This window comes from Leifsonia shinshuensis, assembly GCF_022606355.1.
GTDB classification, from domain to species: Bacteria; Actinomycetota; Actinomycetes; order Actinomycetales; family Microbacteriaceae; genus Leifsonia; species Leifsonia shinshuensis_B.
Genome location: NZ_JAHHZQ010000001.1, coordinates 1,005,571 through 1,020,397, shown reverse-complemented (window position 1 = coordinate 1,020,397; position 14,827 = coordinate 1,005,571). Strand labels below are relative to the sequence as shown.

Genomic DNA, 14,827 nt, shown 5'->3' with positions numbered 1-14,827 from the left:
AGCCCGGCGCCGGTACCGGGTGCTCAGGAGTCGAAGCCGAGTCCCACGGCGTCCAGGGTCCGGAGGAAGAGGTTGCGCTCGCCCTCGCGGTGGTCGGCACGGTTCAGCGACCACCGGGTCAGGTTGATGCCGATGGCGGCGGCGGGCTCGGGCGGGAACGGCAGCGGCCGGCTGCGGACCATGGCCAGCTCGGTGCGCTCGGTCGACCGCCCGGCGAGCAGATCGAGCATCACCTGCGCGCCGAAGTGGGTCGCGGCGACGCCCAACCCGGTGTAGCCGGTCGCGTAGGCGACCTTGCCGTCGCGTGCGGTGCCGAAGAACGCGCAGAACCGGCTGCAGGTGTCGATCGCGCCGGCCCAGCGGTGGGTGAAGGTGAGTCCTTCGAGCTGCGGGAAGGTCGTGAAGAAGTGGCTCGCCAGCTTCCGGAACGTCTCAGGGCGGTCTTCGTAGCGCTCGCGGACCCGCCCGCCGAAGTGGTAGATCGCGTCGTAGCCGCCGAAGAGGATGCGGTTGTCGCGGGTCAGCCGGTAGTAGTGGAACTGGTTCGCCGAGTCGCCGAGTCCCTGTCGCCCCGACCAGCCGATCGATGCCAGCTGTTCCGTGGAGAGCGGTTCGGTCATCAGCACGTAGTCGTAGACGGGGACCGTGGCCAGGCGGTTGCGCTTGAGCAGGCTGGGGAACACGTTGGTCGCCAGCGCCGTGCGCTTCGAACGGACGACGCCTGCCGGCGTGTAGAGCGTGGTGCCGTCGCCGATGCCCTCGACGGGGGAGTGCTCGAAGATCTCCACGCCGGCCGCCTGGCACGCCCTGGCAAGGGCTCTCGCGAGTTTGGCCGGGTGGACCAGCGCCGAGTCCCTGGTGCGGAGGAGACCGCCGAGATAGGTCGGCGAGTGCACTTCGGCCTGCACGGCCGCAGCGTCGAGGAAGCGCGCGTCCGGCTCGTCCGCCGCTTCGCGCAGCCACTCCACCTGGTGCGGCTCGGTCGCCAGGTCGATCGCGCCGTTGCGCTCGAACTCCGCATCGAGACCGAGCTCGGCGACGGTGGCCTCGATCTCGTCGAGGTTCTGCATCCCGAGCCGCTGGAGGAGGTCGAACTCCTCCGCGAACCGGCTGCGCCCGTTCTCGTCGCCGTGCGTGAGGCTGGCCTCGCAGAAGCCTCCGTTGCGCCCGGAGGCGGCCCAGCCGATCCGCCGGCCCTCGAGGAGGACGACCCGTGCGTCCGGGTTCTCGCGCTTGGCCAGCAGAGCGGTCCACACGCCGGAATAGCCCCCGCCCACCACGGCGAGGTCGCAGCTCAGGTCGCCGCTCAACCGCGGGTGGGCATCGCCTGGCGCGTCTTCGAGCCAGAACACCTCCTGCCGAGCGGGAGCGAGCGCGTGGGCGACGACGGACGCGTCGGGACGCTGACGTTCGAACACGGTGGTGCTGGCCACAGGAGACCTCTCTGAGATGGGTTCCGGCCATTCTTGCCGGTCGCAGCCCATCCGATCGTCGGGAATCCGGGAGGACTCCATGCAAAGCGTCCGACGCCGAGGTGTGCACTGAACCGCTTCAGCTCGATGTACTCTTGGCCCGTCCGGCGTGCGAAGGGAGCGGTCGATGGTGTCAGCGACGCGGGTGACGATCGGCGGCCTCGCCGACCGGCTCGGGTTGTCCAAGGCGTCGGTGTCGTACGCGCTCAACGGCCAGCCCGGAGTGAGCGACGACACCCGCCGACGCGTGCTCGACCTCGCGGAGGAGCTCGGCTGGCACCCCAGTTCGAGCGCCCGTGCGCTCTCCCGTGCCCGGTCCGATGCGATCGGGATCGTGCTGCGCCGCGATCCCGGCCTGCTCGGCACGGAGCCTTACTACATGAGCCTCCTGGCCGGGGTGGAGGCCGAGCTCGCCGAGAGCGGCCAATCGCTGCTGCTGCGGATGGTCGGCACCTCGAACGGACAGGATCTCGCCGCCTACCGGCGCTGGAGCGCCGAACGGCGCGTCGACGGCGTCATGCTGTTCGACATCGTGGTCGGCGACCCGCGGCCCGCGCTGCTCGACGAGCTCGGGCTGGCGTTCGTGCTGCACGGCAACGACGAGGAGGTCGCGCCGGGCCGTGTGCTGCTCTACGACGCGTCCGGCGACGCGGGGATGCTCGTCGATCACCTGCACGCGCTGGGCCATCGCCGGGTCCTGCACATCCAGGGGCCGCAGGAGTTCGAGCACGAGCAGGAGCGCGCTGCCGCGATCGCCCGCTTCGCGCGCGAGCACGGTATGCAGGCCGCGTCGGAGCCCTCGGACTACTCGATGGATGCCGGTGAGCGCATCGCGGGCGCTCATGCCGACGACCTCGGGCTGACCGCCATCGTGACCTCCAACGACCTGCTCGCACTCGGCGCCCAGGCTGCGCTGTCGCGGCGGGGCAGGGATGACGTCGCCCTCGTCAGCTGGGACGACTCGCTGATCTGCCGGTTGGGCTCACGCCCGCTCACGGCGCTGGCCCGTTTCCCCGAGGAGCAGGGCAGGCGCGCCACCCGGATGCTGCTCGACGAGCTCGCCGGCGTCGCGACGCCGACGCACGCGGCGCGGGCCTCCGAGCTGATCGTGCGGTCGACGAGCGTGCGCGCGCGGCAGAGCTGAGGGCGGCGCGCAGGGAGCCTGCGACCGAGCAGGGGCCCTGAGGAAACGTATCCGATATACACCGGATTCTCACGACGTCAACTCTTGGAATCACTGAACCGGTTCAGTTATAGTCGCGGTGGTGTCACGTGCGCTCCCCGGGGACGGGAGCGGCGAAGCGCCCATCAAGAGACGAAGGAGTCACAATGAGGAAACGCGTCATCGCCGCGGCAGCGCTGGCGGCCACGATCTCGCTCGTGGCGGCAGGCTGCAGCAGCAATGGTTCGACATCGTCGGCCAGCGGGTCGACCATCACCTACTGGGCCAGCAACCAGGGGACCAGCCTCGACAACGACAAGCAGGTCCTCACCCCGGTCTTGGACGACTTCACCAAGAAGACCGGCGTGAAGGTCAAGCTCGAGGTCATCGGCTGGAACGATCTGCAGACGCGCATCCAGACGGCCGTCACCTCCGGGCAGGGCCCCGACGTGCTGAACATCGGCAACACCTGGGCCGCCTCCCTGCAGGCGACCGGCGCCTTCCTGCCCTTCGGCGACAGCGAGATGAAGGCCATCGGAGGCAGCGACAAGTTCGTGAAGACCGCCCTCGACACCGGAGGCGCCGCGGGCAAGACGCCCACCAGCGTCCCGCTCTACGGTCTCGCGTACGGCCTCTACTACAACAAGAAGATGTTCACCGACGCCGGTGTGCAGCCGCCGACCAACTGGGAGGAGCTGGTCACCGACGCCAAGAAGCTGACCACCGGCACCCAGTACGGCTTCTCGCTCGCGGCCGGCAGCTACACCGAGAACGCGCACTTCGCGTTCATCAACTCGGCGCAGAACGGCGGCGAGTGGTTCGACGGCAAGGGCAACCCGACGTTCACCAGCCAGGCGAACATCGACGGCATCAAGCGGTATCTCGACCTCATGCAGACCGACAAGGTCGTCAACGCCTCCAACGCCCAGTACGACAACGGGGTGCAGGCGGTCAACGACTTCGCCACCGGCAAGGTCGCGATGATCCTCAGCCAGAACAACGCCGACTCGTCGATCAACGCCAACGGCATGAAGTCCGACGCGTACGGAGTCGTGCCGTTCCCGTCGCCCGAGGGCGGCAAGCCGGTCGCGAGCCATGTCGCCGGCATCAACCTGTCGATCTTCAAGAACACCAAGAACAAGGACGCCGCCCTCGAGTTCGTCAAGTACATGACGAGCGAGTCGGTGCAGTCCACGCTCGGCAAGCCGTACGCGACGCTGCCGGTGCTGAACGGCGCCAAGCCGAACTTCACCGACAACGCGGACGAGGCCGCCACGTTCCAGAAGATCTACAACGAGATGTCCAAGCCTCTGCCGCTGGTGCCGGCCGAGGACCAGTTCGAGAACACCGTCGGCAAGGCGATGAACGACATGTTCGCCAAGATCGCCACGGGCGGCACGGTCTCCGACTCCGACATCAAGTCGGCGCTGCAGACCGCGCAGGACCAGGTCAAGCAGTCGATCGGCGGCTGACGCTCTGAACGACACGCTCGCCGGGCGGGAGGCCGATCCCGCCCGGCGAGCACGTACCACCTGAAGGAGACCCATGTCGACGACGACAGACGTCCGCGGACCGGCGGCCACGCAGAAACCGGCTCCGGCGCCGCCCGCACCCAGACGCAAACGCCCCAAGGGCTGGTGGCTGCCGTTCCTGCTGCTCGCACCGGCCGTCGTGTTCGAGCTGCTCATCCACGTTGTCCCGATGCTCACCGGCATCTGGATCAGCTTCCTGCAGCTCACCAAGTTCTTCATCGCGAACTGGAGCGAGGCCCCATTCGTCGGTCTCAAGAACTACCAGGTCGCGCTCGACTTCAACGGATCGGTCGGCGCCGGGCTGCTGCAGTCGTTCCTCGTGACGGTCGGCTTCACCATCCTCGTGGTGGGGCTCTCCTGGGTGCTGGGGATGGCGGCCGCCGTGGCCCTGCAGGGCCGCTTCCGCGGTCGCGCGCTCTTCCGTACGCTGTTCCTCGTGCCGTACGCGCTGCCGCTCTACGCCGGCATCATCACGTGGAAGTTCATGTTCCAGAAGGACACGGGAGCGATCAACCACTTCCTCTACGACAACCTGGGGCTCCCCGGCGACAAGCCGTTCTGGCTGATCGGGCCGAACGCGTTCTGGGCCATCGTCATCGTCGCCATCTGGAGGCTGTGGCCGTTCGCCTTCCTGATGCTGATGGCGGGCCTCCAGTCGATCTCGTCGGAGGTCTACGAGGCGTCGGCGGTGGACGGGGCCAAGCCTTTCCGGCAGTGGCGCTCGATCACGCTCCCGATGCTCCGCCCTGTCAACTCGGTGCTGCTGCTCGTGATGTTCCTCTGGACGTTCAACGACTTCAACACGCCGTACGTGCTCTTCGGGAGCACGGCCCAACCAGCGGCGGGCGACCTCATCTCGTTCCACATCTACAACGCCTCGTTCCTGACCTGGAACTTCGGCTCCGGCGCAGCCATGAGCGTGCTCCTACTGCTGTTCCTGCTCGTGGTCACGGGCATCTACCTGATCGCCGTCAACCGGAGGAACCGCGATGCGTGAAACCCGCTCTTCCCACGTCTTCCGCTGGGTCGTGGTCGTCTTCCTGACGATCTTCACCATCGTGCCGCTGTACGTGATGGTGACGTCGTCGATGAAGCCGCTGTCGGAGGTCCAGGGCGCCTTCACCTGGTGGCCGCAGACGATCACGTTCCAGCCGTTCATCGACATGTGGACGACCGTGCCGCTGGCGTCGTACTTCGTCAACAGCCTCATCGTGTCGAGCGCGGCGACGCTCATCAGCCTGGTGATCGCCGTCTTCGCCGCGTACGCCGTGTCGCGCTACAAGTTCAAGGGCCGCAACGTCTTCACGACGACCGTGCTGTCGACGCAGATGTTCCCAGGCGTCCTCTTCCTGCTGCCGCTGTTCCTGATCTTCGTGAACATCAATCAGGCGGTCGGCATCCAGCTCGTCGGGACCCGCTGGGGCCTCATCATCACCTACTTCACGTTCGTGCTGCCGTTCTCGATCTGGATGCTCGCCGGCTACTTCGACGGGATCCCGCGCGAGCTCGACGAGGCGGCGAAGGTCGACGGCTCCGGCCCGATGGGAGCGCTGTGGCACGTCGTGCTCCCCGCGGCCCGGCCCGGGCTCATCGCCGTCGCGATCTACTCCTTCATGACCAGTTGGGGTGAGGTGCTCTTCGCCTCCGTGATGACGACCGACGAGAACCGGACGCTCGCGGTCGGTCTGCAGCTCTACTCGACGCAGACGAACGTGTACTGGAACCAGATCATGGCGGCCTCCCTCGTGGTGTCGATCCCGATCGTCGTCGCGTTCCTGCTGCTGCAGCGCAACTTCGTCGCCGGCCTGACCGCGGGCGCGGTCAAGTGAGATCCCGGAACCCGGAAGGAAGCATGGATCGCCCATCCCCTGTTCTCTCGGTCGGCGACGCCCCCGTGGTGTGGCTCGGAGCGAACTTCTGGTCGCGCACCGGGGGGCCGCTGATGTGGAAGCGCTACGACCCCGCGATCCTCCGTGAGGAGCTGCAGGTGCTCGCCGAGCACGGCCTGAACATGACCAGGTCGTTCTTCTACTGGCCGGACTTCCACCCCACCCCCGACACGCTCGACGAGCAGTGCGTGGCCAACTTCGCCGACTTCCTCGACGCGCACACCGAGCGGGGGATGACGACGGTGCCCACGTTCCTGGTCGGGCACATGTCGGGGGAGAACTGGGATCCGAGCTGGAGGGAGGGGCGCGACCTCTACAGCGATGTCTGGTTCGTCGGCCGTCAGGCCTGGTACGTGCGGGAGCTCACGGCGCGATTCGCCGCGCACCCGGCGGTGGCCGGTTGGCTGCTGACGAACGAGATGCCGATCTACGGCGGCGAGGCGCCGCGCCCGATCGTCGACGCGTGGGCGTCCCTGCTGGTCGACGCCGTGCGCGCGGGCGGCGGCACCCAGCCGGTTTCGGTCGGCGACGGCGCCTGGGGGATCGAGACGACCGGCCACGACAACGGCTTCTCGGTGCGCGACCTCGCGCGCTACACGGACTTCGTCGGCCCGCACGTCTACCGGATGGAGACCGACCAGACCCGGCAGCACCTGAAGGCGGCCTACATCGCCGAGCTGGCGGGGGTGGGCGGCCTCCCCGTGATCATGGAGGAGTTCGGCCTCACCAGCGACTTCGTCTCGGACGAGGGAGCGGCGTCGTACTACCGGCAGCTCCTGTACACGACCCTCCTGGCCGGCGCGACGGGGTGGATCGCCTGGAACAACACCGACTACGACGATCTGGCCGGCCAGCGCCCGTACTCGCACCACCCGTTCGAGATGCACTTCGGCATCACCGACCGCACGGGCGCTCCCAAGCCGCCGCTGCGGGAGCTCGCGCGCTTCGCCGCCGATCTCGCCGCTATCGACCTCCCGAACCTGCAGCGCACCCCGGTCGACGCAGCCATCGTGGTGCCCTCGCACCTGGAGGCCGACTATCCGTTCACCCAGGAGGAGGAGCGTGCGCACATCGTCCTGACCGGTGAGCAGTCGTACCTGGCCGCGCACGAGGCGCACATCCCGGTCGCGGTGATCCGCGAGCGCGAGGACGGCGGGATCCCGGCCGGCTACGGCCTGTACCTGCTGCCGTCGGTCAAGCAGCTGTGCGCGACCTCCTGGCTGCAGCTGGAAGATCTGGCGCGGGACGGCGCGACGGTCTACGCCTCGTACTCGCACGGCGACAGCGGCGTGCAGCGCGGGCCGTGGTGGGCCAACACCGAGGCGCTCTTCGGAGTCAGGCCGGCCTCGTCCTACGGCCTGGCGGAGCCGGTGACCGACGAGGTCGCGACCCTGCGCTTCGTGCACGACTTCGCCGGTCTGACGGCGGGCACGACGCTGTCGTTCCCTGCCGCCGGCAACCAGAACGGCCGGACGTTCCTCCCGGTGCGTGCGACCTCCGGAACCGTGGTGGCGGTGGACGCGCACGGCCGGCCGGCGATCGTCGTGAAGGAGCACGGCGCCGGCCGTGCGGTGCTGTGCACGTATCCGATCGAGTTCTTCGCGTCGGCGCGGGCACGGGTGAACCCGGAGGACACCTGGAAGCTCTACACGGCGCTCGCCGACCTGGCCGACGTGGAGCGCGATGTGCGTCTGGACGACCCTCGCGTCTTCACCGACACGCTGGTGCACGACGACGGCCGCCGGTTCGTCGTGTTCGTCTCGCAGCACGCGACCGCGGTCACCCTGCGGCCGCAGGCGGCGGGGGAGCTGCGCACGCTGGGCGGAGAGCCCGCGGCCGAGCTGGCGCTCGCCCCGTACGGTGTGGCCATCCGCGAACTCGTGCTCGAGTAGAGACCCGGCCGAAGGGCACGTAAACGCCCCCAAAACGCAGTCTTGGGGGCGTTTACGTGCCCTTCGGCGTTCGGGAGGCCGGCGGCTCAGGGTGTTGCGGGCGCGTGGCGCTCGAGGAAGTCGTAGACCTCGGTCGAGTCGACGCCGGGGAAGGTGCCGGTGGGCAGGGCGGCGAGCAGGGAGGTGGGCGTGCGTGCCGCCGGCCAGGCCATCCCCTCCCAGCGCTCCGCCAGCGCGCCGGACGGCCGGCGGCAGCACGACTCGTCCGGGCAGCGGGAGACCGCGCGGTGCGTCGTCTCGCGCCCACGGAACCACTTCACGTGCGCGAACGGCACGCCGACGCTCACCGAGTAGTCGCCCTCCTTGGCCTTCTCGATGCGGGAGGTGCACCAGAAGGTTCCGCGCGGGGTGTCGGTGTACTGGTAGTACGGGCTGAACCGGTCGGCCACGTCGAAAACGGTCCGCGCGGTCCAGCTGCGGCAGACCGGCGTCCCCTCGATGGCGCCCAGCGCGTCGGACGGAAAGGCGACGGAGTCGTTCTCGTACGCCTTGATGATCGTGCCGGACTCGTGCACCTTCATGAAGTGCACGGGGATGCCGAGCCGCGCTGTCGCCAGGTTGGTGAACCGGTGGCAGGCGGTCTCGTACGACACGGCGAAGGCGTCGCGGAGGTCCTCCATCGAGATGCGCCGGAAGTTCTTGGCCTCGGTCAGGAACGCGACCGCGTCCTTCTCGGGGAGCAGCAGCGCCGCGGTCAGGTAGTTGGTCTCCACCCGCTGCCGCAGAAAGTCGGCATAATTTCCGGGCTCGTCGTGGCCGAGCAACTGCGACGCGAAGGCCTGCAGGATGGGCGAGCGGGAGTCGCGGGAGGCCGACTGCTCGGTGGGCAGGTAGATGCGGCCGTTGCGCTTGTCGGTCACCGAGCGGGTCGAGTGCGGCAGGTCGCCGACGTAGTGCAGCGAGAATCCGAGGCGGTCCGCCATGTCCGCGACGGTCTGGTGCGAGACCGGGCCGCCGGTGTGCCCGACGGCGCCGAGGAGGTCGGCGGCGATGGCCTCCAGGTCGGCGAAGTAGTTGTCGCGGGCGCGCATCGTCGCCCGCAATTCCGCGTTGGCGCGGCGGGCCTCTTCCGGGGTCGCCGCGCGCTCCTTGTGCAGGCGTGCGACCTCCTGATGAAGGGCCAGGATGGCGCGCAACGTCGCATCGGGCACGGCCTTGGACACCCGCACCGGGTCGATCCCGAGGGCGCCGAAGACGGGTCCGCGCTGTGCCCGCTCGACCGCGATCTCCAGCGCTGCGCGCTCGTCGGGCGCGTCGGGGGCGAGGAGGTCGTCCACCGTCACGCCGAGGGCAGCGGCGATGGCGCGGAGCTGGGCGAGACGCGGCTCGCGATTGCCGTTCTCGATCGCGGACACCTGGGACGGCGCCCGGTCGATCGCGGCGGCGAGGGCCTCCAGAGTCATCGTCTTCTCGAGGCGGAACGCGCGCACGCGCCGGCCGAGGGTGAGCGCGTCGGCTCCCATCGGTTCGTCGTCGATCCGGACAGCGGTGTCGGTCATGCAGGCCATGGTGACACTCCTGCGAAGTTCTGGCAAACAGAAGAACCCGCGAATTTCTGTCGACGGATCTTCTCCAGACCTGTTGCGGCGGGGCCACGATCGTGTCATCCGATCCGACCGATGGAGGTCCTCATGAACACCGCAGCCCGCCCCGGCGACACCACGCAGACCGCTGCCGAGCTCCGGCTCGAGTGGGATGCCGACCCGCGCTGGTCCGGCATCCGCCGCGATTACACTGCCGAGGACGTCGTGGCGCTGCGGGGGCCGGTCCGCGAGGAGCAGACCCTGGCCCGACGCGGTGCAGAGCGGCTCTGGCAGCTGATCCAGCGCGAGGGCAGCGGACCGGACGCGCAGTGGGTCGCCGCCCTCGGCGCACTCACCGGCAACCAGGCCGTGCAGCAGGTGCGGGCCGGTCTGGAGGCCATCTACCTCTCCGGCTGGCAGGTCGCCGCCGACGCCAACCTGTCCGGTCAGACCTATCCCGACCAGAGCCTGTACCCGGCCAACTCGGTCCCGGCCGTCGTGCGCCGCATCAACAACGCGCTGTTGCGCGCCGGCCAGGTCGAGGGTGTGGACGGCCCCGTCACCGACTGGATGGCCCCGATCGTCGCCGACGCCGAGGCCGGGTTCGGCGGCCCGCTCAACGCCTACGAGCTGATGCACGGCATGATCCAGGCGGGAGCCGCCGGCGTGCACTGGGAGGACCAGCTGGCGAGCGAGAAGAAGTGCGGCCACATGGGCGGCAAGGTGCTCATCCCGACCGGCCAGCACATCCGCACCCTCAACGCCGCCCGGCTGGCTGCCGACGTCGCCGGGGTGCCGACGATCGTCATCGCCCGCACGGACTCGCTCGCGGCGACGCTGCTCACGAGCGACCACGACGAGCGCGACCGCCCGTTCGTCACCGGTACCCGCACCGCAGAGGGCTTCTACGAGGTGCGGGGCGGCATCGAGCCGGTCATCGCCCGCGGCCTCGCCTACGCGCCCTACGCCGACCTGCTGTGGGTGGAGTCGGCCGAGCCCGACCTCGAGCTCGCACGCCGGTTCGCCGAGGCGGTGCACGCCGAGTTCCCCGGCAAGAAGCTGGCATACAACTGCTCTCCGTCGTTCAACTGGCGCAAGCACCTCGACGACGACACGATCGCCCGCTTCCAGCGCGAGCTGGCGGCCATGGGCTACGCCTTCCAGTTCATCACCCTCGCGGGCTTCCACGCCCTCAACTACTCCATGTTCACGCTCGCCAAGGACTACGCCGACCGGCAGATGAGCGCGTACGTGGACCTCCAGGAGGCCGAATTCGCCTCAGAGAGCTCCGGATACACCGCCACCCGCCACCAGCGGGAGGTCGGCACCGGCTACTTCGACCGCATCGCGACCGCGCTCAACCCCGACAGCGCCACTCTCGCCCTCGTCGGTTCCACCGAACAGCACCAGTTCTAACCCCCCCCACCCCCCCACCCCCCACCCCGACCCCCCGCACCCCAGCCATCGCTTCCTCACTTCCTCCCGCCGACACGCCGCGTGAGGCGGGAGAAAGTGAGGAAGCGATGGCTGGGGATCAGCGAAAGGACACGACCATGATCGAGATCACCGGACCCCGCGTCGACGGGGCCGACGACATCCTGACCCCGGAGGCTCTCGCCTTTGTCGACCACCTGCACCAGGCGTTCGCCGCCCGGCGTCAGGAGCTCCTGCTGGAGCGCCAGCGCCGTCGGTCGGAGGCCGACAACGGGCGCGACCCCAAGTTCCTGAGCACGACCGAGGCCGTCCGCGACGACCCGACCTGGCGCGTCGCGGGTGCCGGCCCCGGCCTGGAGGACCGGCGCGTGGAGATCACCGGGCCGACCGACCCGAAGATGGCCATCAACGCCCTCAACTCGGGTGCTCGGGTCTGGCTCGCCGACCTGGAGGACGCCACCAGCCCGACCTGGACGAACATCGTCGGCGGCCAGCACACCCTGCACGACGCCGTCCGCGGGAGGCTCGCGTTCACCAGCCCGGAGGGCAAGGAGTACCGGGTCACCACGCCTCATGAGCACACGCCGACGATCGTGATGCGCCCCCGCGGCTGGCACTTGGTCGAGAAGCACCTGGCGTTCACCGACCGTGCGGGCCGCACCGCGCCGGCGAGCGCCTCCCTCACCGACTTCGGCCTCTACTTCTGGCACAACGCGGCCGAGCTGGTCGCGTCCGGCCGCGGTCCGTACTTCTACCTCCCGAAGCTGGAGTCGCATCTGGAGGCGCGGCTGTGGAACGACATCTTCGTGTTCGCCCAGCAGCGCATCGGGACGCCGGTGGGCACGGTGCGGGCGACGGTCCTCATCGAGACCATCCCGGCCGCGTTCGAGATGGAGGAGATCCTCTACGAGCTGCGCGACCACTGCGCCGGGCTGAACGCCGGGCGCTGGGACTACATCTTCTCGATCATCAAGACCTTCCTCGGCCGCGGACGGCGCTTCGCGTTCGGCGACCGTCGCGGGATCACGATGACCGTGCCGTTCATGCGCGCGTACACCGAGCTGCTGGTGGCGACCTGCCACAAGCGCGGCGCCCACGCCATCGGCGGCATGAGCGCCTTCATCCCCAACCGGCGCGATGCCGAGGCCACCGAGCGCGCGCTCGCTCAGGTCGCCGACGACAAGCGCAGAGAGGCCGGCGACGGCTTCGACGGCACCTGGGTCGCGCATCCCGACCTCATCCCCACGGCGCTCGCCGAGTTCGACGCCGTGCTCGGCGACCGGCCGAACCAGGTCGACCGGCTGCGAGACGACGTCCACGTCACCGCGGACGACCTCCTCGACATCAGCTCGGCCGGCGGTTCCGTGACCGATGCCGGCGTCCAGTCGAACGTCTCGGTCGCGCTGCGCTACATCGAGGCCTGGCTGCGGGGCACAGGCGCCGTCGCGATCGACGGGCTGATGGAGGACGCGGCGACCGCCGAGATCTCCCGCTCGCTCCTGCGTCAGTGGATCGAGAACCGCGTGGTGACCGACGAGGGCACCCCGGTCGACCGGTCGCTCGTCGCCGGTGTGCTGGAGGAGGAGCGCAGCCGACTCATCGCGGCGGCTCGCACCGCCGGCGTCGACGAGCGTTTCGACGACGCCGCCGAGCTGCTGCGGGAGGTCTCGCTCGCGCAGGAGTTCCCGACGTTCCTGACGATCCCCGCCTACACCCGCTTCCTCGTGGACGAGGAGCGCGCGGAGGAGCTGGCGCCGGCCGTCTGAACCGGGCGTGGTCGGCGCCGACGGCTGTGGTTGCCGTCACCGGGGGTGGCGCTCGAGATACCTCTCGAGCACCACCCCCTGATTCAGTTCGGGGTCGCGCGCGCCGACCAGGAGCGTGACGACGGGATGCGTCCGGCCGAGCTCCCGCAGCTGGTCGACAGGCCCGGGGTTCGCGTCGAGCTCCGCGTCGTACCGCTGCGTGAACTCGTCGAACAACGGCGCCTCGTGATGGAACCAGCGCCGCAGCTCGGTGGACGGGGCGACCTCCTTGAGCCACAGGTCGATCTTCGCCTTCTCCTTCGTGAGCCCGCGCGGCCAGAGCCGGTCGACGAGCACGCGGAAACCGTCCTCGACCGCGGGCGCGTCATAGACGCGCTTGACGACGAACACCATGGGTGCCTCCTCCAGCGTGAGCGGCGATCGACCGCGACCGGCGGTCGTCTCACCGGCAGCGTAGTCGCGCGGTGCGGCGCGCACAGTGGGTCGTGGAGAGACATTGTTAATGCTACGTTTCTGTGCAGGACGATCGGGGAACCGATGGCGACGACACGGAGGTCTGATGAGTTGGCCGATCTGGGCGGGAGACATCCCGACGTGGATAACGACGGCAGCCGTCGGCTTCGCCGGAGCTCAGCTCCTGGTCGACCGCCGGCGTCGCGCGGCCGAGGAGAACCGGGAGGCGAAGGCTCAGGCGTCGAAGCTGTCGGCCTGGGCGGTCTCCGACCGGAATGCGGTGCCGCTCGCATTCGGCGTCGTGGTGAGCAATCGATCGGTCTCGACGTTCCACAACGTGTCGATCGTCGCGAAGATACACAAGAAGCAGATCGCGAGTGAGATCCACTTCGAGGTGCTGCCGCCCGGCGAGTTCTTCGTCGAACTCGCGAACGGCGAGTGGGAGTTCGCTGTCGAGGCGAACGAGCATGGCCGGATGCTTCGTCCGTACACGCGTACCGAGGGGTATCGAGTGCTCTCGATCGGTTTCACGGACAATCTGGACCAGCGTTGGTCGGCAGACGCGCACATGGTTCTGCGCCGGGCCGGCTGACGGACACCGCGTGCCTCCTACAGCATCGTGAGGGTCGGTTCTTCGTGCGTCGCCACGGGGAAGTGGGCGAGGAACACGACGCCGTCGGGGCCGGCGTCGAACCGGGCGATCCGGGTGCCCTCCTCTTCGTAGAAGGTGTCGCCGACCTCCAGGGTGTGCTCGGCGCCCCCTTCGACCTGGTAGATCGCCGAACCGCGCTCGATCGAGCCGACGACCGGGCCGTTGTGGAGGTGCAGGCCGCCCGCGACGTTCGGCTGCATGGTGATTCGGCGGGTCTGGATGCGGCCCACCGGGCGCGGGTTGGCGAGCATCACGTCCTGCACGATGGCGCGCTCGATCGGCGCGGGGCCGCCCGGAGGGACGTCGGTGGCGGTCACAGCGGCGCCAGCAGCGCGCTCCGGAGGCTGTCGCTGAGTCCGGGAGGGACCTCCACCGAGACGCCGAGCGCCTGGATGGCGCGGCTGAAGTAGTTGCGGGCGGCGGCCGCGAGAGTGATGTCGACGATCTCGCGATCGGTGAACCCGAGGTCGCGGAGCCGCTGCGAGTCGGCCTCCGTCATGGAGGCCGCGTCGGTGCTGATGCGCTCGGCGTACTCCATCATCGCGACCTCCGCGTCGCTGAGTCCGGCGTTGCGGTAGTCGCGGGCGATGGCCTCCACCGCGTCGGCGTCCATGACCGCGAGCGTCTTGCGCCCGTGCGCGAGGCGGCAGTGCTGGGAGTGCGTGCCTTCTGCAGCGGCGAGCGTGACGAGCTCGTACCGTCGGACGCCGAGCTGCGACACGATGGCCCTGATCAGCTGCTCCCATGCCTGGTACGCCTCGGGATTGGCGGCCATCACGCGCGTGTATTCGGCCACATAGCCGAGGTCCCGCTCGTCCTTGGCGTAGATCTCCGCGACGGCTCCGGTCGCCTCACCGGGGTCGACGGTCTGGATGATGGCCATCGCTTCCTCCTCGCATCGTCGCATCCTGCGCGGGACTCATCGTGCCACCGCGCAGCATCGGGTGCCAGGGGGCGCCGAGCACGACCTGCTCGGCGCCCGGGACGTTCGT

The 14,827-nt window shown here is 69.2% G+C and carries 13 protein-coding genes; 8 read left to right on the top strand and 5 right to left on the bottom strand.

Annotated elements, in window-relative coordinates:
* Positions 1–23 precede the first annotated feature (23 nt).
* Positions 24–1,484, bottom strand: coding sequence for an NAD(P)/FAD-dependent oxidoreductase (locus KNO15_RS04825; RefSeq protein WP_374113151.1), 1,461 nt, complete (start codon positions 1,482–1,484; stop codon positions 24–26).
* 115 nt (positions 1,485–1,599) lie between these two features.
* On the opposite strand from KNO15_RS04825, the gene KNO15_RS04820 reads away from it, so the two are divergent.
* The 5 genes from KNO15_RS04820 (at position 1,600) to KNO15_RS04800 (ending at position 7,947) form a co-directional block, all read left to right on the top strand.
* Complete coding sequence (locus KNO15_RS04820) at positions 1,600–2,616, top strand: LacI family DNA-binding transcriptional regulator (RefSeq protein WP_241702291.1); 1,017 nt, start codon at positions 1,600–1,602, stop codon at positions 2,614–2,616.
* Positions 2,617–2,801: 185 nt separating this feature from the next.
* Positions 2,802–4,106, top strand: a complete 1,305-nt coding sequence (locus tag KNO15_RS04815; protein WP_241702290.1) for an ABC transporter substrate-binding protein — start codon at positions 2,802–2,804, stop codon at positions 4,104–4,106.
* 73 nt (positions 4,107–4,179) lie between these two features.
* Positions 4,180–5,163 carry a carbohydrate ABC transporter permease gene (locus KNO15_RS04810; RefSeq protein ID WP_241702289.1) on the top strand — a complete coding sequence of 328 codons (984 nt, stop codon included), beginning with the start codon at positions 4,180–4,182 and terminating at the stop codon, positions 5,161–5,163.
* Entirely contained in the window at positions 5,156–5,995 is an 840-nt protein-coding gene (locus tag KNO15_RS04805; protein ID WP_241702288.1) for a carbohydrate ABC transporter permease, read from the top strand. The genes KNO15_RS04810 and KNO15_RS04805 overlap by 8 nt, the downstream gene beginning before the upstream one ends.
* Before the next feature lie 23 nt (positions 5,996–6,018).
* Positions 6,019–7,947 carry a cellulase family glycosylhydrolase gene (locus tag KNO15_RS04800; RefSeq protein WP_241702287.1) on the top strand — a complete coding sequence of 643 codons (1,929 nt, stop codon included), beginning with the start codon at positions 6,019–6,021 and terminating at the stop codon, positions 7,945–7,947.
* Between the two features lie 86 nt (positions 7,948–8,033).
* Here KNO15_RS04800 and KNO15_RS04795 read toward each other — a convergent pair whose 3' ends face one another.
* The gene (locus KNO15_RS04795) at positions 8,034–9,506 is read right to left on the bottom strand and encodes a helix-turn-helix transcriptional regulator (RefSeq protein WP_241702286.1); all 1,473 of its coding nucleotides are present in this window, start codon (positions 9,504–9,506) and stop codon (positions 8,034–8,036) included.
* A 132-nt stretch (positions 9,507–9,638) separates the two neighbouring features.
* On the opposite strand from KNO15_RS04795, the gene aceA reads away from it, so the two are divergent.
* The gene (aceA, locus tag KNO15_RS04790; RefSeq protein WP_241702285.1) at positions 9,639–10,946 is read left to right on the top strand and encodes an isocitrate lyase; all 1,308 of its coding nucleotides are present in this window, start codon (positions 9,639–9,641) and stop codon (positions 10,944–10,946) included.
* A 137-nt stretch (positions 10,947–11,083) separates the two neighbouring features.
* Positions 11,084–12,730 (top strand): malate synthase A, encoded by a 1,647-nt coding sequence (gene aceB, locus KNO15_RS04785; RefSeq protein ID WP_241702284.1) that lies wholly within the window; start codon positions 11,084–11,086, stop codon positions 12,728–12,730.
* A 36-nt stretch (positions 12,731–12,766) separates the two neighbouring features.
* Here the strand turns inward: aceB and KNO15_RS04780 are convergent, their stop codons facing one another.
* On the bottom strand, positions 12,767–13,123 hold the full coding sequence (locus KNO15_RS04780) for a DUF488 domain-containing protein (protein WP_242599104.1): 357 nt from the start codon (positions 13,121–13,123) through the stop codon (positions 12,767–12,769).
* 166 nt (positions 13,124–13,289) lie between these two features.
* On the opposite strand from KNO15_RS04780, the gene KNO15_RS04775 reads away from it, so the two are divergent.
* Positions 13,290–13,775 carry a hypothetical protein gene (locus KNO15_RS04775; RefSeq protein ID WP_241702283.1) on the top strand — a complete coding sequence of 162 codons (486 nt, stop codon included), beginning with the start codon at positions 13,290–13,292 and terminating at the stop codon, positions 13,773–13,775.
* 17 nt (positions 13,776–13,792) lie between these two features.
* Here the strand turns inward: KNO15_RS04775 and KNO15_RS04770 are convergent, their stop codons facing one another.
* Together KNO15_RS04770 and KNO15_RS04765 are read right to left on the bottom strand one after the other, a co-directional pair.
* Positions 13,793–14,152 carry a hypothetical protein gene (locus tag KNO15_RS04770; protein ID WP_241702282.1) on the bottom strand — a complete coding sequence of 120 codons (360 nt, stop codon included), beginning with the start codon at positions 14,150–14,152 and terminating at the stop codon, positions 13,793–13,795.
* Positions 14,149–14,718, bottom strand: coding sequence for a peroxidase-related enzyme (locus KNO15_RS04765; RefSeq protein WP_241702281.1), 570 nt, complete (start codon positions 14,716–14,718; stop codon positions 14,149–14,151). The genes KNO15_RS04770 and KNO15_RS04765 overlap by 4 nt, the downstream gene beginning before the upstream one ends.
* Positions 14,719–14,827: the final 109 nt, after the last annotated feature.

Excerpts from the sequence above, each read along its gene's own strand:
- KNO15_RS04825 (WP_374113151.1), bottom strand. The coding sequence starts at position 1,484 with ATGGGCTGCGACCGGCAAGAATGGCCGGAACCCATCTCAGAGAGGTCT.
- KNO15_RS04820 (WP_241702291.1), top strand. The coding sequence starts at position 1,600 with ATGGTGTCAGCGACGCGGGTGACGATCGGCGGCCTCGCCGACCGGCTC.
- KNO15_RS04815 (WP_241702290.1), top strand. The coding sequence starts at position 2,802 with ATGAGGAAACGCGTCATCGCCGCGGCAGCGCTGGCGGCCACGATCTCG.
- KNO15_RS04810 (WP_241702289.1), top strand. The coding sequence starts at position 4,180 with ATGTCGACGACGACAGACGTCCGCGGACCGGCGGCCACGCAGAAACCG.
- KNO15_RS04805 (WP_241702288.1), top strand. The coding sequence starts at position 5,156 with ATGCGTGAAACCCGCTCTTCCCACGTCTTCCGCTGGGTCGTGGTCGTC.
- KNO15_RS04800 (WP_241702287.1), top strand. The coding sequence starts at position 6,019 with ATGGATCGCCCATCCCCTGTTCTCTCGGTCGGCGACGCCCCCGTGGTG.
- KNO15_RS04795 (WP_241702286.1), bottom strand. The coding sequence starts at position 9,506 with ATGACCGACACCGCTGTCCGGATCGACGACGAACCGATGGGAGCCGAC.
- aceA (WP_241702285.1), top strand. The coding sequence starts at position 9,639 with ATGAACACCGCAGCCCGCCCCGGCGACACCACGCAGACCGCTGCCGAG.
- aceB (WP_241702284.1), top strand. The coding sequence starts at position 11,084 with ATGATCGAGATCACCGGACCCCGCGTCGACGGGGCCGACGACATCCTG.
- KNO15_RS04780 (WP_242599104.1), bottom strand. The coding sequence starts at position 13,123 with ATGGTGTTCGTCGTCAAGCGCGTCTATGACGCGCCCGCGGTCGAGGAC.
- KNO15_RS04775 (WP_241702283.1), top strand. The coding sequence starts at position 13,290 with ATGAGTTGGCCGATCTGGGCGGGAGACATCCCGACGTGGATAACGACG.
- KNO15_RS04765 (WP_241702281.1), bottom strand. The coding sequence starts at position 14,718 with ATGGCCATCATCCAGACCGTCGACCCCGGTGAGGCGACCGGAGCCGTC.